At 37.6% G+C, this 19,335-nt stretch carries 13 protein-coding genes; 7 read left to right on the top strand and 6 right to left on the bottom strand.

Features of this window, described 5'->3' with window-relative positions:
* Positions 1-24 precede the first annotated feature (24 nt).
* The 4 genes from E1750_RS07510 to galK form a co-directional block, all read right to left on the bottom strand.
* Complete coding sequence (locus E1750_RS07510) at positions 25-1,713, bottom strand: sodium/sugar symporter (RefSeq protein ID WP_133276184.1); 1,689 nt, start codon at positions 1,711-1,713, stop codon at positions 25-27.
* A 71-nt stretch (positions 1,714-1,784) separates the two neighbouring features.
* Positions 1,785-2,801: a UDP-glucose 4-epimerase GalE gene (gene galE / locus E1750_RS07515; RefSeq protein WP_133276185.1), complete on the bottom strand. Its 1,017-nt coding sequence runs from the start codon at positions 2,799-2,801 to the stop codon at positions 1,785-1,787.
* A 3-nt stretch (positions 2,802-2,804) separates the two neighbouring features.
* Positions 2,805-3,854, bottom strand: a complete 1,050-nt coding sequence (locus E1750_RS07520; RefSeq protein WP_133276186.1) for a UDP-glucose--hexose-1-phosphate uridylyltransferase — start codon at positions 3,852-3,854, stop codon at positions 2,805-2,807.
* A 5-nt stretch (positions 3,855-3,859) separates the two neighbouring features.
* On the bottom strand, positions 3,860-5,026 hold the full coding sequence (gene galK / locus E1750_RS07525; RefSeq protein WP_133276187.1) for a galactokinase: 1,167 nt from the start codon (positions 5,024-5,026) through the stop codon (positions 3,860-3,862).
* Positions 5,027-5,302: 276 nt separating this feature from the next.
* Here galK and E1750_RS07530 point away from each other — a divergent pair, with 276 nt between their 5' ends.
* Positions 5,303-6,301, top strand: coding sequence for a GntR family transcriptional regulator (locus E1750_RS07530; protein ID WP_133276188.1), 999 nt, complete (start codon positions 5,303-5,305; stop codon positions 6,299-6,301).
* A gap of 37 nt (positions 6,302-6,338) precedes the next feature.
* Here the strand turns inward: E1750_RS07530 and E1750_RS07535 are convergent, their stop codons facing one another.
* Together E1750_RS07535 and gldJ are read right to left on the bottom strand one after the other, a co-directional pair.
* Positions 6,339-7,622, bottom strand: a complete 1,284-nt coding sequence (locus E1750_RS07535; RefSeq protein WP_133276189.1) for a UDP-N-acetylmuramoyl-tripeptide--D-alanyl-D-alanine ligase — start codon at positions 7,620-7,622, stop codon at positions 6,339-6,341.
* Between the two features lie 64 nt (positions 7,623-7,686).
* A complete protein-coding gene (gene gldJ, locus E1750_RS07540; protein ID WP_133276190.1) occupies positions 7,687-9,384 on the bottom strand; it encodes a gliding motility lipoprotein GldJ in 1,698 nt (565 codons plus the stop codon).
* 210 nt (positions 9,385-9,594) lie between these two features.
* On the opposite strand from gldJ, the gene porU reads away from it, so the two are divergent.
* The 6 genes from porU to E1750_RS07570 all read left to right on the top strand — a co-directional run bounded on the left by porU (position 9,595) and on the right by E1750_RS07570 (position 19,331).
* Positions 9,595-13,419 carry a type IX secretion system sortase PorU gene (gene porU, locus E1750_RS07545; protein WP_133276191.1) on the top strand — a complete coding sequence of 1,275 codons (3,825 nt, stop codon included), beginning with the start codon at positions 9,595-9,597 and terminating at the stop codon, positions 13,417-13,419.
* A 37-nt stretch (positions 13,420-13,456) separates the two neighbouring features.
* Entirely contained in the window at positions 13,457-14,626 is a 1,170-nt protein-coding gene (gene porV, locus E1750_RS07550; protein ID WP_133276192.1) for a type IX secretion system outer membrane channel protein PorV, read from the top strand.
* 66 nt (positions 14,627-14,692) lie between these two features.
* On the top strand, positions 14,693-15,175 hold the full coding sequence (locus E1750_RS07555; protein ID WP_133276193.1) for a cytidine deaminase: 483 nt from the start codon (positions 14,693-14,695) through the stop codon (positions 15,173-15,175).
* Between the two features lie 152 nt (positions 15,176-15,327).
* Positions 15,328-16,326, top strand: a complete 999-nt coding sequence (gene pdhA, locus E1750_RS07560) for a pyruvate dehydrogenase (acetyl-transferring) E1 component subunit alpha (RefSeq protein ID WP_133276194.1) — start codon at positions 15,328-15,330, stop codon at positions 16,324-16,326.
* A gap of 7 nt (positions 16,327-16,333) precedes the next feature.
* Positions 16,334-17,977 (top strand): 2-oxo acid dehydrogenase subunit E2, encoded by a 1,644-nt coding sequence (locus E1750_RS07565; protein ID WP_133276195.1) that lies wholly within the window; start codon positions 16,334-16,336, stop codon positions 17,975-17,977.
* Between the two features lie 109 nt (positions 17,978-18,086).
* Entirely contained in the window at positions 18,087-19,331 is a 1,245-nt protein-coding gene (locus E1750_RS07570; protein WP_133276196.1) for an NAD(P)/FAD-dependent oxidoreductase, read from the top strand.
* Positions 19,332-19,335: the final 4 nt, after the last annotated feature.

A 19,335-nucleotide genomic window follows, 5' to 3' on the forward strand; every position in this document is an offset into this window, starting at 1 on the left:
CCTTGTTCTATTGAAATTGTCATTCTACCAGAATATGGTGTATAACGCAACCAGCACTCCGGAAATGAGCAAGGCTCCTGCCAAGAACGAATTATTTACTTTGAACATTGAAGAATCAATTTCCAATCCTTTAGATTTAACGCCACGTTTTTCGTCGATTAAACTAATAATAATCATTACTCCAACACAAATAGCAAATACAAATCCCATTCGATCTAAAAATGGAATTTCATATATACTTGTTCCGTCTTCTTGAGGCACTAAAGCCGAAAAACCAGATGAATGTAAAAATTCTAAATTCATCATTTTAGGCAAGAATTTGAATAAAACTGACAAAGCGAAACCTCCAATAGTGGCAAACATAGCCGCATTTGAACTTGTTTTTTTCCAGAAGAATCCTAGGATAAACATTGCAAAAATACCTGGACTTACGAAACCGGTGTACTCTTGAATAAATTCGAAACCTCCTTTTTTGTCAATTCCCAAATGAGGAGCAATCACTACCGCGAGCAACATCGCCACTAAAACGGTCAATTTACCCACACGAACCATTTTCTTTTCACTACAATCTACATCAATTTTTTTCTTGTAAATATCCAAAGTAAAAATGGTAGAAATACTATTTACTTTACCTGCCAATGAAGCTACAACCGCGGCAGTTAAGGCTGCAAACGACAATCCTTTTAAACCCACAGGCAATAAATTCAATAATACTGGATACGATCGATCTGGATTTAACACCCCATCAGGTCCTAATAATTCCGTTTGCAAACCGCCTTTCATATAAATTACATAAGCCGCAATACCCGGTAAAACTACAATCACAGGCATTAATAATTTCAGGAAAGCAGCAAATAAAATACCACTTCTAGCCGTTTTTAAATCGGCCCCAAGCGCTCGTTGCGTGATGTATTGGTTACATCCCCAATAATTTAAATTTACAATCCACATACCTCCAAGTAAGACTGTAAGTCCTGGCAAACTTGGAAAATTGGGGCTGTCTTTTTTAAATATCATATGAAAATGGTCTCCCGATTGATCCATCATATAATTGAATCCCTGAACCATTCCGTGTTGTCCGTTTAATTCGGCCACTTTATCTAAAGCCAAATAAGTGGTTACCAACCCTCCGAAGATCAAGAACACTACCTGAATAACATCGGTATAACCAATTACTTTCATACCTCCAAGCGCAATAATTATGGCAAAGAAAGCTAAACCATACATACACAAATCGAGGTTGATACCAGAAATTCCGTTAATGGCCAATGCACCCAAATAAAGTATTGAGGTTAAATTTACAATTACATACAATAACAACCAGAACACCGCCATAATCATCGCTATATCTCCGTTGTATCGTTGATGCAAAAACTGAGGCATCGTGTAGATTTTATTCTTTAAGTACACTGGAATAAAAAATATGGCTACAATAACCAAGGTCAAAGCCGCCATCCATTCGTAGGTTGCAATGGCTAAACCCATTTTGAATCCATTTCCTGACATTGCAATAAATTGTTCAGAAGATATATTGGATGCGATTAAAGATGTTCCAATAGCCCACCACGTAAGAGATCCTTCGGCTAAAAAGTAATCGTGAGAAGCAGTATGAGAGGCAGTTTGTTTTCGTTTGTAAATCCAATAGCCATAGCCTGCTACGATAAAAAAGTAAACGAGAAAGACTAAATAGTCGGCAATTTGTAATGTATTCATAATTTTGGTTTTGTTGGTGATTTAATTTGGTTAATACTATAAATGTTTATGCTAATAAAATATGTTAAAGCTTATATTGTTCTTACTTTTTGTTCCCATTTCCAAGCACTTTCCATGGCTTGGTCTAAGGAAGATGCTGTTTTCCAACCCAGAATTTCATTTGCTTTGCTAGTGCTTGCATAGGCTGATGTCACATCACCCTCTCGCCTGTCGACTATTTTGTAAGGAAATGGTTTGCCACTCACTTTTTCAAAACTCGCAATTACTTCTAAAACAGAACTTCCTACACCTGTTCCTAAATTGAAAATTTCAATTTTATCTGAATTTTTCTTAGATAATAAACGCTGTAAAGCAATCACATGGGCTTTTGCCAAATCGACCACGTGAATATAATCGCGAATACAAGTACCATCTATGGTGGGATAATCGTTGCCATATACCATCAATTCCTTTCGCAAGCCAATACCTGTTTGAGTAATGAAAGGGACTAAATTCTGAGGAACACCAACTGGCAACTCGCCTATTTCGGCAGAAGGATGTGAACCTATAGGATTAAAATAGCGAAGCAATATAGCATTTATATTACTAATTTTGGTAACATCTGTAATAATTTCTTCTCCTATTTGTTTGGTATTGCCATAAGGCGACATCGCTGGCTTGATCGGAGCGTTTTCGTCAATGGGCATTACATCGGCTTGGCCATAGACTGTACAAGACGAACTGAATATAAAATAAGCTTCTTCTTTTTTCTCTAATTCTTGAAGCAAATAAACCAAAGACGCAATATTGTTTTCATAATACAACAAGGGATTCGTAACGCTTTCGCCGACCGCTTTTGAAGCCGCAAAATGAATCACTCCACTAATATCTTGATGTCTTTGAAAAAAATCTTGAACTGATGACTTTTCTCGTAAATCTAATTTTTCGAAAATAGGTTCTTTGCCAGAAATGGCAACAATACCTTTTAAAACATCTTCAGTAGTATTCGAAAGATTGTCGATTACAACCACTTCAAATCCTACGTTTTGCAATTCGACAACCGTATGTGAACCAATAAAACCGAGCCCTCCTGTAACTAATACTTTCATAAATTATCTGGTTTTATAATGAATGTCAGACAAATCTCTTAACATTTGAGCGCTTTTTTCAGCTGTGATATCCCGTTGCGATTCGCCCATCATTTCGTAGCCGACCATAAATTTTTTAACCGAAGCCGAACGCAACAATGGCGGATAAAAGTGCATATGAAACAACCATTCTGGATGTTCGAGACCATCTGTTGGCGCTTGATGAATTCCGGATGAGTAGGGAAAAGAGGTTTCAAAAAGATTGTCGTATTTGGCAGTCAATTGTTTTAAAATCAAAGCATACGTAATTACTTCTCCCGGAGTAAAATCGGTTATTTTAGTAACGTGACGTTTGCTCACAATCAAAGTCTCGAAAGGCCAAATTGCCCAAAAAGGAACTAAAGCCACAAAATGTTCGTTCTCGATCACAATTCGTTCTTTGGCTTCTAATTCTTTTTCTAAATAATCTAAAAGCAAGTTACTTCCGTTCTTGTCAAAATACGCTTTTAGACTATTTTGTGTTTTTTCGATTTGAGTTGGCAAGGATGACTGCGCCCAAATTTGACCGTGTGGATGCGGATTACTGCACCCCATCACACTGCCCTTATTTTCAAAAATTTGAACGTAATTGATATAATCTACATTTCCTAAATCGGTATATTCTTTTTGCCAAGTGCGAATGATGTCTGCTATAGTGGGCAAATCCATTTCTGGCAAGGTTATGTTGTGTTTTGGCGAAAAACAGACCACTCTAGAAATGCCTCTTTCAGGTTTGGCTTTAAAGAAAGTAGCGTCTTGACTTTCTTCAAACTCAATTTCTTCTTGTTTTAAGGCAGCAAAATCATTTTCAAACACAAACGAACTGGTGTACTGTGGATTTATCTCTCCGTTGGCTCGTACATTTCCGGGACACAAATAACATTCCGGATCGTATTCCGGTCTGCTATCATCGGCAACGGTTTCTTTCTGGCCTTGCCACGGGCGCTTGGCTCGATGCGGAGATACCAAAACCCATTCGTTGATTAAAGGATTAAATCTTCTGTGCGGATCTTCGTAGATATCAAATTTTTTCATGTCCGTTAATTATTATACAATGATGTACCGTTTGACACTTTAACATCATAAATTTTCAAATCTATATTAAATTTTTCGAAGTACAATTTGGTGAATTTTTCTTTAATGACTGCTTCGCTTCCTTTTTTGACTAAAGTAATCGTGCATCCTCCGAATCCGCCTCCCATTAATCTCGACCCAATTACATCTTCTTCGGCTTTGGCTAAATCTACCAAATAATCCAACTCGACACAGCTTACTTCATAATCATTGGACAAACCATCGTGAGTTTCGAACATCAATTTTCCTAAAGTCGCAATGTCGCCTTTGTCGAGGGCTTCACAAGCCTGAATAACGCGTTTGATCTCTTTTACAGCATACAAGCTTCTTTTAAAAACAGTATCCGACATTTTAGATTTTAAACTAATCAATTGATCAACATCGCAGTCGCGGAAACTTTCAATCTGAGGAAAATTTTCGTGAATAATTCGCAGTCCTTCATTGCACTCAAGGCGTCTGTTATTGTATTCAGAGGTAAACAAAGAGTGTTTCACATTGCTATCGAACAAAATCAAAGAATAATCAACAAAGTTGGCTTCGTGATAGGTGTAGTCTAAAGTGCGACAATCGATTTTGATCACTTTGTTTTCTAATCCCACAACGCTAGAAAACTGGTCCATAATACCACAATTGATGCCCACCCAATGCTCTGCGCTTTGTCCCATTAGGGCAATATCAATTGATTTAATACCCAAATTGAACATTTCGTTTATACCATATAAAAAGCCACATTCCAAAGCCGCTGAAGACGAAAGCCCAGAGCCAGTTGGAATATTACTACTGAACGAACAATTAAAACCACCAACTTTGAATCCTTTCAATTTCAATTGCAACAAAACTCCTCTCAAATAATTGGTCCAAACCACATCGGTCAATTGCGGCTCTTGTGTAACATCGATGCCTACCGACTCGTCGAGATCAATAGCATAAATATTAGCCGTGTTTGTATTGTTTTTTTCGAAAGCAAAACAAATAATTTTATCGATTGCGGCAGGCAAAACATATCCATCATTATAATCAATATGTTCTCCGATAATGTTTATTCTTCCGGGCGACAAAACCACTTTATCTGCCACGGAATTAAACTTTTGTTGAAAAAAATCAGTTGTTTTTTTTACCAAAATCTCATTCATAATCTAACTATTTAAATACTATACTTGAAGGTTTCCCTATTATACTACTGATGCCATCTGTGACAAAAACAATCTTCTGAACGAAATGAAAATACTCGCCTCTAAAACCTTACTAAAAAAAATAAATCCATAATAATACTTACATCAAAATAGGATAAACGTTTTATTTAGTTTGAATTTTTATTAAATATGAAAAACAAAAATAAAATAATTATTTACTTTTACACACCAGTACCTACCAGTTTGTTGTAATTTTGAATAAAATAGAAATCCATCATGAAATTCATACATATTCAACCCCATCGAGGAATACCAAAATACAAACAGATCATTTCCTCCATCGAAAAAAATATTGATTCCGGTCAGTTAAAAAAAGATGAAAAATTACCTTCTATCAATAAAGTGTGTCTTGAGTTTTCACTCTCACGCGACACCGTTTTGCAAGCGTATGAAGAACTAAAAAAAAGGGGCGTAATCTACGCAATTCTGGGTAAAGGCTACTACGTTAAGACCACTGAAATCAATATAAAGCATCGTATTTTCGTGCTTTTTGACGAGCTGAACAGCTTCAAAGAAGACCTCTATAATTCCTTCCTCCTGCAGGTAGGGAAAGACGTTCAAGTTGATATTTATTTCCATCATTTCAACACTAAAGTCTTCCAAAAACTAATCGATGAGAGCAACGGAAATTACACCAAATACATTATTATGCCAACAAATTTAGTTGGAGCCTCCTCAGCTATTCAAACCCTACCAGTTGACGAAGTCTTTATCCTAGACCAAACCAATCCCGAATTGAAACTCTACCCTGCGATTTTTCAAAACCATCAAAAAGACATCTACAATTGCTTGGTTTTAGGGAAAATCAAATTGAATAAATACCAGAAACTTATCTTAATTTTTCCCGGCTTTCGCGAGCCTTTAGGAATGAAGTTGGGGTTTGAAGATTTTTGTAGGGATTATGGTTTCGCTTTCGAAATTATCACTGAATTCAAAAATAGAGTATTACAAAAAGGGGAGGTTTATATTATTCCCAACGATCGAGATTTGGTACGAGTCATCGAAACCTCAAAAAATCAGGATTTGAAAATCGGTCAGGATTTTGGCGTTATTTCGTACAACGAAACACCTTTAAAAAAAATTATCGAAAACGGCATCACAACCATTTCCACCAATTTTGAACTAATGGGAAGAGTTCTAGCGCAAATGGTTTTAAAAAACAATAAGGATCAAATAGAAAATAAATGCCATTTGATCCTTAGAAACTCGTTATAAAAAATGTACTAGTTGCAGCTTATTGTAGCAGTTTCTGTTACAAAAACTCAAGAGTGCGCTCCAAAGCCATTCCTCTGGATCCCTTTATCAATATCGAACTAGTATCTATGGACAAATTCTTTAAAAAGTTAGAAAAAGCATCGAATGTTTCAAAAAAATGCAAGTTCTCGCTGCTCATTTGGTGCTTATAAAATTCTTTACCTACAAAGTACACAGTCGCATCCTTTTGCTTCACTAACAAATTCACCAAGGTTTTATGCTCAACAAAACTATCCTCACCTAGCTCGAACATATCGCCCAAAATCAAAATCTTGTTTGAATTATCCAATTGCAAAAAATTCTCGATCGCAACTGCCATACTACTCGGATTGGCATTATAAGCATCTAAAATAATCTGATTCGTTCCTTTGGTTATCATTTGAGAACGATTATTTTCGGGGATATAACTTTCTAATGCCGCTTTGATATCCTGATCTTCAACGCCAAAATATTTACCCATCGTAAGCGCCGCATTGATATTATTGGCATTATATAAGCCTATCAAATGGGTTTGAATCAGAAGGTCCGCATATTGAATTGCAACAAACGGATTCGCCTTGATTGTACTGATAACCACATCGGCATTTTCTCTATTGATACCGAAGGAATAGGATTGAAATGCCTTTGATTTTTCTACTTGAATTTTATCTTCTAAGTTAATAAAAGCCAATTTAGAATGGGCTGCGATGTAATTATACATCTCACTTTTGCCTTTGATAACCCCTTCTACGCCACCAAAACCTTCTAAATGTGCTTTTCCAAAATTGGTAATATAACCATAATCAGGCTGGGCTAATTCGCAGAGAAATTCTATTTCTTTTTGGTGATTGGCACCCATTTCTACAATTCCGATTTCGGTGTGCTGATCAAAAGACAATAAAGTTAAAGGCACACCTATATGATTGTTCAAATTTCCAACAGTGGCTTTAGTTCTGTATTTTTTAGAAAGCACAACATGTATCAATTCTTTGGTGGTCGTTTTCCCGTTGCTGCCAGTAAGAGCAATAATAGGTAATTTCAAATATTGTCGATGAAATTTGGCTAATTCCTGAAGTGCCATCAAACTATTTTCTACTAGAATAGTCCTTTGGTCGATGTAATAATTTGGATTATCAATAATTACGTAAGAAGCTCCTTTGTCAAGCGCTTCTTTGGCAAAAGTATTGGCATCGAAATTGTCCCCTTTGATAGCTACAAAAAGGGATTTAGGCTGGATTTTTCGGCTGTCAATGCCAACCGAATGGCTTTCTAAAAACAAACTGTGAAGGTATGAAATATCCATCTGATAATGATTTTAAAAAAGAAAAGCCCTAATCAAAGGGCTTTTCGTATTGTTATTTAAAAGATTAGTTTCTAGCGGTTTTTCTTTTATCAGACTTAGCCCCAACTTTAGACATGGCGCATCTAAAACCTATGTAGTCCGTAGCCATATCTTGAGGGAAATACCTTCTTTGGGCTGGATCAAGCCAATAGGCTCTATCTCTCCAAGAACCACCTTTGTAAACTCTGACATTATTATCGATCAAAGTAGTTCGCTTGTTATTTTTATCGTAGTTTCTGACCATATTCCCTAAACTATCAACCTTAACATTGTGTTTAGGAGAATTGTACATCGCTCTATCGTCTTTCAATTTTTTAGAATCCGTCTCTGAATCGCCAAAATTATAGTACCTTGTAGATTGCTTGTCACCATCTCTGTAATCGATATTATCGCTTTTATCGAAATTTTGTCTCAGATAAGTTTCGTTTTCATCCACTGGAACCTGAGCAATTTGACCCGGAAAACTAGTAGCTATTTTTTTACCATTACTTAAGGTGGCATACTGAATACTATCTTTTCCGATAATTTTCACTTTACCGTCTTTACCAATTTTATTTTTGGTGTATTGATTTCCTCTAAAATAGTTAAAATCATTCGCTTCATTATCTACAATCGGTCTGTACACGTCCATAACCCATTCGGCTACATTTCCAGACATATCATACAAGCCGAAATCGTTAGCTGGATATTTTTTAACTTGGTTGGTTATATCAGCACCATCATCAGACCATCCGGCAATCCCACCATAATCTCCATTTCCTTGTTTGAAATTGGCCAATTGATCGCCTTTGTTTTGTCTTTTCCCAGAACGCGTGTAGCTACCAGACCAAGGGTATTTTTTCTGTCCTTTATAAATATTGTATTCTCTTTGTCCTACATCGGCAGCAGCGGCATACTCCCATTCTGCTTCCGTTGGAAGTCTGTATTCTGGCAATAAAATACCTGAGGAACGTTGTGCATAAATATTAGTAGGAGGAACCACTTTTCCGCCTTTTGGCGCTTTTGGTTGACGAATGCCACCTTTTTTATCAGCATATTTTCCGGGCAAAACAATTTGTGCATCTCCACCATAAGTAGATGTTGGCGAGATTAAATAGGTATCGGTATCAAAATTGCTATCAGCGGTTACGTCCAATGTTTTAGCATTTTTTTTAAGATATCCGTTTTTTTCTAGTAACGCTTCATTTACACGATTGGTTCTCCATTTTGCAAATTCAACTGCCTGAATCCAATTGACTCCAACAACAGGATATTGCGAATACGAAGGATGTCTTAAATAATTGTTGGTCATCGTTTCGTTATAACCCAATCTGTTTCTCCAAACTAAAGTGTCTGGTACTGCACCTGGATACACATCTTTGTACCTTTCATCTGTTGGTGGGGTTACTTTTTTGGTCCAATCCAAATATTCTAAATACATCGCATTGGTTACTTCGGTTTCGTCCATGTAAAAGGACTGAATGTGCTGTTGATTAGGGGTGTTGTTCCAATCATGCATAACATCATCTTGAACTTTTCCCATAGTAAATGTTCCTCCTTCTACAAACACTAAACCGGGGCCAGCTTCTTGTTTTTTACTTGGAGATCCTTTTTTACTATCTACATTCCAACCTGTTCCTTGGGAAGTGCCTTTGGAGCTAGATTTTTTGCTACAACTAGAAAAACCAACGATCAAAATCATTGATAATATCAAACGTAAGGCCATAATTTTATTTACTTTCATTTTTTTGTAGGTTAAAATTTGAGTGGTGCAATATAATAATTAACCATTAAACCACAACAACATTTTTTTATTTAATAAACTGAACTGTGTATTCTTTCTGTATATCACAAAACACAAACGCAAATTTATATTATTTATTATTAAAATTACACTAAATGATATATTTTTACTCCCCGTAATATATTCCTAATTATTGCGTTTTACAAAATTATGAGAAAAACACTTTTAGCGTATTTATTCCTAATTCCTTTCGTTTCTTTTGCGCAAATCAAAGGAGACCTAACACTAGAATGGCTTGAAAAGAAAGAAATGTTTTTTGGTGAAAGCAAACTAAATATCCCACAATTTGCGGGAAACAGCTTCAATTATGACTCAGGTAAAAAGGCACTTTTTTTCATATACAACTTGAATGATTCTTCACTTGGAAATAATGTTCAGTTGTCGAATATAGTTTATGAGCCCCTAAACGAAACTCAAATTGGCGACCTAGACCCATTAAATATCCCAAAAACGGCTTCTGCAATTATAAAAATAAACGAATCAAGAGACCTAAAACAAGCGTTCCTTGTACTTTCACCTATTATCAAGGACGATTTTGGCTACAAACGAATTAAATCCTTTTCATATACCCTAAATAATAGTAGCGCATCGCGCATTTCACAAACTAAAGCAGCGGCAGCAATTTCAAATTCTGTTCTAGCCACCGGAGATTGGCATCAGTTTTATATAGAAAAATCTGGTGTCTATAAAATTTCAAGAGGGTTTTTGCAGCAATTGGGACTCAATATCAACGGTATCGACCCAAGAAAATTAAAAATTTATGGCAACGGAGGCCGCATGCTTCCCCTATCGAATGCTACTTTTTACCCCGAAGACTTAACTGAAAACGCCATTCAAATCATTGGCGAAAGCGATGGTGCTTTTGACAATGAAGATTACATTTTATTCTATGCAGAAGGCGTCGACACTTGGAATGATGAAAGTCAAACCAACCTTAACTTGTACGACACCAAATCTTACTATTATATTACCATACAAGGCAATGACGGGAAAAGAATGGCAACGATGGCGCAGCCATCTGGCAGCAGCACCTTGAATTTAAGCACTTTTGACGACCGTCAATTTTACGAGCTAGACTTAACCAATATTGGAAAACTGGGAAGACAGTGGTTTGGCGAAGTGTTTGATATCAACCAAGACCAAGAATTTTCGTTTAGTTTTCCCAATGTAGACACTGCTACGCCTATAAAAGTAAGCCTCAACACCGCTTCGGTAGCCTATACACCCACAAGTTTTAAGGTTTCGGCCAATGGACTTGAGATCGGAACTATGTCGTTTCCTGCGCTAGTGCAATATTCCGGAATTTTATTTAATGCAGCGTCTTTGCCGGGCAACACAACTTTTCCTGCCTCAGAAAATGTAAAAATAAAATTGTCTTACAATAACAACAGCGTCCCAGGGTCGAAAGGTTACTTGGACAAAATTATACTGACCGCCAAACGAAAACTTCAAGGCTATGGCAAACAATTTCTTTTTCAATATGATTTATCGTATGCTAGCTTAGGAATTGTAAGTTATGCACTGTCGAATGCCATTGGAATTTCGCAAGTTTGGGATGTCACTGACATTTATAATGCAACCAAATTAGAAAACGCCAATCAAGCATCGTTTTCATTTAAGGCTAATTTAGGACAACTACGAAAATATGTTGCCGTAGACCCCGCAGATTATTACACTCCATTGAAAACGAGTAAAACAAAAATAACCAATCAAAACCTGAAAGGAACTCTTTTCAAAAACACCCAGGGACAGTTTCAAGATTTAGATTACCTCATAATAGCACCTGCTTTCCTAGCCGGTCAAGCCGAAAAACTAGCTGATTTTCACCGTTCTTACTCCAATTTGAATGTAAAAGTACTTAGCCTTGAAACCATCTATCAAGAATTTTCTTCAGGCAAGCAAGACATTGCAGCCATTAGAAATTGTATAAGATACGTGTATCAAAATGCCTCAGCTGCAGACAAAAGAATAAAATATGTCAATCTCTTTGGAGATGCGTCCTATGATTATAAAAACAAAACTCCGAACAACACTAATATCGTACCCATATATCACGCATTGAATAGCAATACCACAGGAGAATCCTCCTATGCATCGGATGACTTCTACGCATTGATGGATAATAATGAGGGTGATATCGGCGGTTTTTTTGGAGGAATTGACATTGCGGTGGGCCGAATGATCAATGACAACAGTTCGCAAGCAGACGAAATGGTAAACAAAGTAATCGAGTATCATGACGTGAAATCGTATGGAAATTGGAGAAACAATTATGTGATGGTGAGTGACGATTCCGATAAATCATCAGACGCCAGCTTGCAAAACAGACAAAATACTTTAGCTGATAAAATCACCTTCGAAAAACCATTTTTGAATGTGAACAAAGTGCTTTTGGACTCCTATGTTCAGGAAGCTTCTGCTGGAGGATCGCGTTATCCTAAAGCTAGAAACGATTTCTTCAGCGCCTTCGAAAAAGGATCTTTGGTGGTGAACTATTTAGGTCATGGTGGCGAGGACGGCCTTGCGAGCGAACGCCTATGGGAAAAATCCGATGGGCAAAATTTAAGCAATCAGTACAAATACCCTTTATTTATTACCATTACTTGCGATTTTTCGCGATTTGACAATCCATCGAGACCCACAGCGGGCGAATACACGTATTGGAATCCCAAAGGCGGAGCCATTTCTATGATTACCACCATTCGTGAAATTGGCCAATTTAGCGCAGAAAATTTTAATGATGTCTTGGCACGAAATTTATTTTCATACGGCTCAAATAATTATACTTCGATAGCCGAAGCCCTCCGACTTTCCAAAAACAGCAATCCCAATTCCTCGACTAATGTGGTATTTTACATTGGAGACCCCGCATTGAAGCTTGCCATTGCCAAACCAAAAATTCGACTAACGAAAGTAAATGACATTCCTGTTTCACAAACCATCGACGATTTCAAATCATTGGCGAAAATGAAAATTTCTGGTGAAATTGTAGATGAAAACAATCTGCCAATACCCAATTATAACGGTGAATTATCGACAGCAGTTTTCGATAAATTCATCACAAGAAGCACTTTGAACAATGACGGAAATAGTCCTACGATGCCCTTCAATGAAATAGGAGAAACCATTTTCAGAGGCAATGCATCGATAGTAAACGGACAGTTCGAATTTAGTTTTATTGTTCCTAGAGATATCCGCATTCCAATTTCGAACGGAAAAATTAGTTTTTATGCTAAAAAAAATCAACAATTCGAGAATCAAGCCGGTTTTGATACCAGCATAAAAGTAGGCGGAATAAATGAAAATGCAGTAGCAGACAATATTAATCCAAGAGTGAAGTTATATATGAACGACGAAACTTTTGTCTCCGGAGGGACTACAAACGAATCTCCATTCCTTGTAGCCAATCTAGAGGACGAAAGCGGAATCAATACAGCGAGCGGAATTGGTCACGATATTGTAGCAATATTAGACGGCGACGTAGATAATCCTTACATATTGAACGATTATTATCAAACCAGTCTGAATGATTTTACCAAAGGAAACTTACGATTTCCGTTGCGAAATTTATCAGTTGGGCTCCACACTATAACTTTCAAGGCTTGGGATGTGTACAACAACCCGATTACCGCTGAAATTCAGTTTGTAGTGGTGGGCAACGAAGCCATAACATTGACACATGTTTTGAATTACCCCAATCCGTTTGTAAATTATACTGAATTTTGGTTTTCGCATAACAGACCCTACGAACCATTGGAAGTTCAAGTTCAGGTAATAACCATAACAGGAAAGGTCGTTTGGACGCGTAACCAAATAATTACAACCGAAGGTTTCCTTTCAAAAGAGATCAGTTGGGACGGCAAAGATGACTTTGGAAATAAAATAGGAAAAGGGGTTTATGTGTATAGACTTACGGTAAAATCGAACCTAACCAACTCGAAAGCTGAAAAAATTGAAAAACTTGTAATACTTTAATAAAATACTATATTTGTCCAATTATTATTCAAATCCAATGAGAAAATTTCTTCTACTTTTTGTGTGCTTATTTGCGCTAACTATCGCAAAAGCTCAGGAAAATGTTATTACCACTGCAGTCCCATTTTTATTAATAAGTGCCGATGCTCGATCCGCTGGTATGGCCGATAACGGAGTAGCTTCGTCAGCTGATTCGTATTCGCAACAATGGAATCCTGCAAAATATGCCTTCGCTATAGACAAAACAGGTTTTTCTATAAGCTATACACCTTATCTTACGGATTTGGTCAATGACATCTCGTTGGGGCAACTCAATTATTACAACCGAATCAACGAAAGAAGTGCCTTTGCCGGTAGTTTTCGATTCTTCGGATTGGGGGATATCGAATTGCGCGAAACTGGTGATCCAAATGAAATACCAAGAGTAGTTTCGCCTAGCGAATTTGCTTTCGACGGATCCTATTCCTTAAAATTAAGCGAGAAATTCTCGATGGCTGTTGGTGCGCGTTTTATCAATTCGAATTTAAAAGTTGCTTCAGACGTAGGCGACGCTTCCTCTGCAAGTTCATTTGCGGTGGATGTGGCTGGTTTTTTCCAAACCGAAGAATTATCCTTTAGCGATTTCAACGGAAGATGGAGAGCTGGATTCAACCTTCAAAACTTAGGTCCGAAAATGAGCTATGACAACACCCAGTCTAGCACCAACTTTTTGCCTGCCAATATGAAATTAGGAGGTGGATTCGATTTTATTTTGGATGACTATAATAAAGTTGCACTGAATGTAGAAGTCAGTAAATTATTAGTACCAACTCCGCAAGACCCTGATTTAAATGGAGATGGCACCATTACCACCGAAGAAAGAAATCAAAATAATGAAAACTATCAAAGTATTGGTTGGTTCTCGGGAGTTTTAGAATCCTTTTCGGATGCTCCAGGCGGATTCAGCGAAGAGCTGAAAGAAGTTACCTATTCTGCCGGTGCTGAGTATTTATATCAAGATTCCTTTGCGTTACGAGCTGGATATTTTCACGAAAATCCTGATAAAGGAGCCAGACAGTTTTTCTCTCTAGGAGCAGGATTTAGATATTCCGCAATCAAAGTGGATGTTTCCTATTTGTTTTCAACCTCTAAAGTTAGAAATCCATTGGAAAACACTTTGCGGTTCTCGCTTACCTTTAATTTCGGAGACAAATACGATGAATATTAGTAAACATAAAAAATAACAACAAATCCAAATTTCTATGAAGTTTGGATTTTTTTTCCACTAATACCAATGAAAAACATCACTATTTCTGCGCAATTTTCGGTTTTTGATACCCTTTCAGAATTACCAACTGACATTCAAAATCTAATGGCAGCAGCCATTGCAGTGCGAAAAAATGCGTATGCTCCCTATTCAAAATTTAGAGTTGGGGCGGCTTTACTATTAGATAATGGAAACATCGTTTTAGGGTCAAACCAAGAAAATGCAGCTTATCCTTCGGGACTATGTGCCGAACGTGTTGCCGTTTTTCAGGCAGGAACGCTATATCCCGATGCAAAAATTTTAAAAATGGCAATTACAGCGGCTTCTGATACCCATCAGACTAACGCTCCCATTCCTCCCTGCGGTTCTTGCAGACAATCCATAGCCGAATATGAGATCAAACAGGACTATCCGATTGACATTTATTTTATGGGCGAAATAGGCTCCATATACCAATCGGATTCGCTCAAAAATCTACTGCCTTTGATGTTTGACAAAAAATTTCTATAAAATAAACAAAATAAATACTAAAAGTTTATTTTAAATTTTACTACTTCCCCATAATGTTCTATTTTTGCAGCTTGCAAATTTAGGGAGCTAAACCCTACTCGTTTTCAATTACAATCATAACGCAACAACTAATTGCTAAAGAATCAATTCAGATGAAAGAAGTTACAAAAGAAGTTTATTTAAAATGGTATGAAGACATGCTCCTTTGGAGAAAGTTTGAAGACAAACTTGCCGCATTGTACATTCAACAGAAAATCAGAGGATTTCTACATTTATATAATGGCCAGGAAGCCGTTTTAGCGGGAGCGCTACACGCTATGGACCTGACAAAAGACAAAATGATTACCGCCTACCGAAATCACGTGCAACCTATAGGAATGGGTGTAGATCCGCGACGTGTAATGGCTGAACTTTTAGGAAAAGCGACTGGAACCTCCAAAGGAATGGGTGGTTCGATGCACATTTTTTCAAAAGAACACGGATTTTATGGAGGACACGGTATCGTAGGAGGACAAATTCCTTTGGGAGCTGGAATTGCTTTTGGAGATAAATACAACAATACAGGTGGAGTAACTTTGACTTATTTTGGTGATGGAGCTTCGAGACAAGGTTCGTTACACGAAGCCTTCAATATGGCGATGTTGTGGAACTTACCCGTAGTATTCATCGTAGAAAATAATGGATACGCGATGGGGACATCTGTCGAAAGAACTGCCAATCATCCTGATATCTGGAAATTAGGTTTAGGCTATGAAATGCCTTGCGGACCAGTGGATGGAATGAATCCTGTAAAAGTAGCCGAAGCGATGACCGAAGCTATTGAAAGAGCAAGAACAGGAGGCGGACCTACTTTCCTAGAAATGAAAACATACCGATACAGAGGACACTCGATGTCGGATGCACAATTGTACCGTTCGAAAGAAGAAGTAGAAGAGTACAAAAAAATTGACCCAATTACTCAAGTTTTAGATGTAATCAAAGATCAAAAATACGCTACAGACGCCGAAATTGATGCCATCGATCAAAGGGTAAAAGATTTAATCGAAGAATGTGTGAAATTTGCCGAAGAGTCTCCTTATCCAGAAATCCAGCAGCTATACGATGTAGTTTACGAACAAGAAAACTATCCATTCACCCCTCATAAATTATAAATCAATTATGGCAACAATTATAACAATGCCCCGTTTGAGCGATACAATGACGGAAGGAACGGTAGCAACTTGGTTAAAAAAAGTAGGTGATAAAGTAAGCGAAGGCGATATGCTAGCTGAAATTGAAACCGACAAAGCAACAATGGAATTCGAGTCTTTCAACGAAGGAACTCTTTTATACATCGGAATTCAAGCAGGTGAAACTGCCCCAATCGATTCTTTATTGGCCATTATCGGAAACGAAGGCGAAGATATTTCAGCTTTAATCGCCGGAGGTGCAACTGCTGCTCCTGCATCAGAAGCCGCTCCAGCAACAACGGAAGTTAAAACCGAAACTACAACTCCAGCAACAACAACTTCAGCCGCTTTACCAGCAGGAGTGGTCGTGGTGACTATGCCTCGTTTGAGCGATACGATGACCGAAGGAACTGTAGCCACTTGGTTGAAAAAAGTAGGCGATAAAGTTGCCGAAGGTGATATGCTTGCCGAAATCGAAACGGATAAAGCCACAATGGAATTCGAATCTTTCAACGAGGGAACTTTATTATACATCGGCATTCAAGAAGGAGAATCTGCTCCAATTGATAGCTTATTAGCGATCATTGGCCCCGCAGGGACCGACGTTAGTGGAATTATTGCTAGCGGAGGAATTGCACCTGCAGCCGCTCCAGCTGAAGAAGTGAAAGCCGCAGCTGCTGCACAAACCGCAGCACCAATTGTTCAAGAAGCACCAGCTGACGGTCAAAGAATTCTAGCTTCGCCATTGGCAAAGAAAATTGCCAGCGAAAAAGGAATTCAATTGACTCAAGTAAAAGGTTCTGGCGAAAACGGACGTATCACCAAAAGTGATGTGGAGAATTTTACCCCAGCAAGCAGTTCGCAGGTAGCCGATAGCAGAACGCAGGAAGTTGCTCCTACAAAATCAGAATCTGCTGCACCAGTATCAAAACCTTATGTTCCAGCAGGACAAATTGCCACTGAAGAGATTAAAAACTCTACTATGCGTAAAGTTATTGCCAAGCGTTTGGCCGAATCTTTATTCACTGCACCACATTACAACTTGGTAATTGAGGTAACCATGGACGAAGCAATGAAATCAAGAGCGATTATCAATAGCGTTCCAGATACCAAAGTATCTTTTAACGATATGGTAATTAAAGCTTCTGCATTGGCTTTGAAAAAACACCCAAAAATCAATTCACAATGGACTGCTGAATCGATAATCATCAACTATCACGTGAATATTGGTGTTGCAGTTGCTGTTGAAGACGGATTAGTTGTTCCAGTATTGCCATTTACAGATGGTATGAGTTTGTCACAAATTGGAACAAGCGTAAGAGACCTTGCAGGAAGAGCCAAAAACAAAAAATTATTACCTACCGAAATGGAAGGAAGTACTTTCACGATTTCCAACCTTGGAATGTTTGGCATTACCGAATTCAACTCCATCATTAACCAACCGAATTCTGCTATCCTATCCGTTGGAGCGATTGTAGAAAAACCAGTGGTGAAAAATGGTCAGATTGTAGTTGGAAATACAATGATGCTTTCATTAGCTTGCGATCACAGAACTATCGACGGAGCAACCGGAGCACAGTTCTTGCAAACTTTGAAACAATATATCGAAAACCCTGTGACGATGCTAGCCTAATAGCTCGTTACTTTATAAATAGAAATCCCGTTTTGAGAAATCAGAACGGGATTTTTGATTTTAGAAAGTTTAAATCATTAATTTTGAAATCTTAAACAAAACTCAATAAATGAAACCAACCATTACTATTATTGGCGCAGGAATTTCAGGTTTAACGGCTGCAGTTTATTTACACCAAAAAGGGTACAAAGTTCAAATTTTGGAAGCAAGCGATCGAGCTGGTGGCCGAATCAAAACCGATATCATTGATGGTTTCAGACTCGATAGAGGTTTTCAGGTTTTGTTAACGGAATATCCAGAAACCAAAGCCTTATTGGATTACAAAAAATTAAATCTGAAACGATTTCTACCGGGCGCCACGGTACTTTATGATGGAGGACAATTCGAAATTGCCGACCCGTTTCGGCGTCCAACGGCAACATTTGCTACCTTATTTGCGCCAGTTGGTTCTTTAAAAGATAAAATAAACACCTTTTTTCTGAAAAAAAAATTAGTGAATATTTCTCTTTCAAATCTTTTCAAACAACCAGAAATCGAAACTAGTGCGCAACTCAAAAAGTATGGTTTCAGTTCAAAAATGATTAATCGATTTTACAAACCGTTCTTTTCAGGTATTTTTCTGGAAAACGATTTGAAAACATCGAGTACTATGTTTGATTTTGTTATGAAAATGTTCTGCGAAGGTGATGCTGCTATTCCAGAATTGGGTATGGAAGAAATTCCAAAACAATTGGTGGCAATGCTTCCAGAAAATTCAATTCAATACAATGTGAAAGTTAGTGCAATCGAGAACAACAAAATCATTTGCGAAGATGGGACAATTTTAGACGCGGATAAAATCATTATTGCTACCGAAGCTATTGGTCTTGCCAATACTTACATTTCGAAAACAAAACAAAACTTCCACCAAGTAACCAATATTTATTTTGAAGCGAAAATAGCTCCGACCCAAAAAGCGGTTGTGGTTTTAAATGCTGCCACCAATAAAAAATGGGCAAATAATTTGACGGTACTATCCAATATTTCCAGTCAATATGCTCCAAGTGGAAAAGTGTTGATTTCAATTTCATACAATGGTATTCCAGCTATTGACGACGCCACTTTAGCCGAAAATATGAAAACCGAACTGAAACAATGGTATGGCAACCAAGTGGATGATTGGAAACTATTGAAAACCTACCGCATCAATTATGCCTTGCCCAATCAAGAAAAAGTCTCCAATGAAGTACCTAATTCAGAAATTAAAATCAACGAAAATCTTTTTATTTGCGGGGATCATTTATTGAATGGCTCGATAAACGCAGCAATGAAATCAGGACGAATTGTGGCGGAATTGATTGATGAATTACAATGATATT

The organism is Flavobacterium nackdongense (genome assembly GCF_004355225.1).
Lineage (GTDB): Bacteria > Bacteroidota > Bacteroidia > Flavobacteriales > Flavobacteriaceae > Flavobacterium > Flavobacterium nackdongense.

Excerpts from the sequence above, each read along its gene's own strand:
- pdhA (WP_133276194.1), top strand. The coding sequence starts at position 15,328 with ATGAAAGAAGTTACAAAAGAAGTTTATTTAAAATGGTATGAAGACATG.
- E1750_RS07530 (WP_133276188.1), top strand. The coding sequence starts at position 5,303 with ATGAAATTCATACATATTCAACCCCATCGAGGAATACCAAAATACAAA.
- porU (WP_133276191.1), top strand. The coding sequence starts at position 9,595 with ATGAGAAAAACACTTTTAGCGTATTTATTCCTAATTCCTTTCGTTTCT.
- gldJ (WP_133276190.1), bottom strand. The coding sequence starts at position 9,384 with ATGAAAGTAAATAAAATTATGGCCTTACGTTTGATATTATCAATGATT.
- E1750_RS07510 (WP_133276184.1), bottom strand. The coding sequence starts at position 1,713 with ATGAATACATTACAAATTGCCGACTATTTAGTCTTTCTCGTTTACTTT.
- galK (WP_133276187.1), bottom strand. The coding sequence starts at position 5,026 with ATGAATGAGATTTTGGTAAAAAAAACAACTGATTTTTTTCAACAAAAG.
- E1750_RS07520 (WP_133276186.1), bottom strand. The coding sequence starts at position 3,854 with ATGAAAAAATTTGATATCTACGAAGATCCGCACAGAAGATTTAATCCT.
- porV (WP_133276192.1), top strand. The coding sequence starts at position 13,457 with ATGAGAAAATTTCTTCTACTTTTTGTGTGCTTATTTGCGCTAACTATC.
- E1750_RS07570 (WP_133276196.1), top strand. The coding sequence starts at position 18,087 with ATGAAACCAACCATTACTATTATTGGCGCAGGAATTTCAGGTTTAACG.
- E1750_RS07565 (WP_133276195.1), top strand. The coding sequence starts at position 16,334 with ATGGCAACAATTATAACAATGCCCCGTTTGAGCGATACAATGACGGAA.
- E1750_RS07535 (WP_133276189.1), bottom strand. The coding sequence starts at position 7,622 with ATGGATATTTCATACCTTCACAGTTTGTTTTTAGAAAGCCATTCGGTT.
- galE (WP_133276185.1), bottom strand. The coding sequence starts at position 2,801 with ATGAAAGTATTAGTTACAGGAGGGCTCGGTTTTATTGGTTCACATACG.
- E1750_RS07555 (WP_133276193.1), top strand. The coding sequence starts at position 14,693 with ATGAAAAACATCACTATTTCTGCGCAATTTTCGGTTTTTGATACCCTT.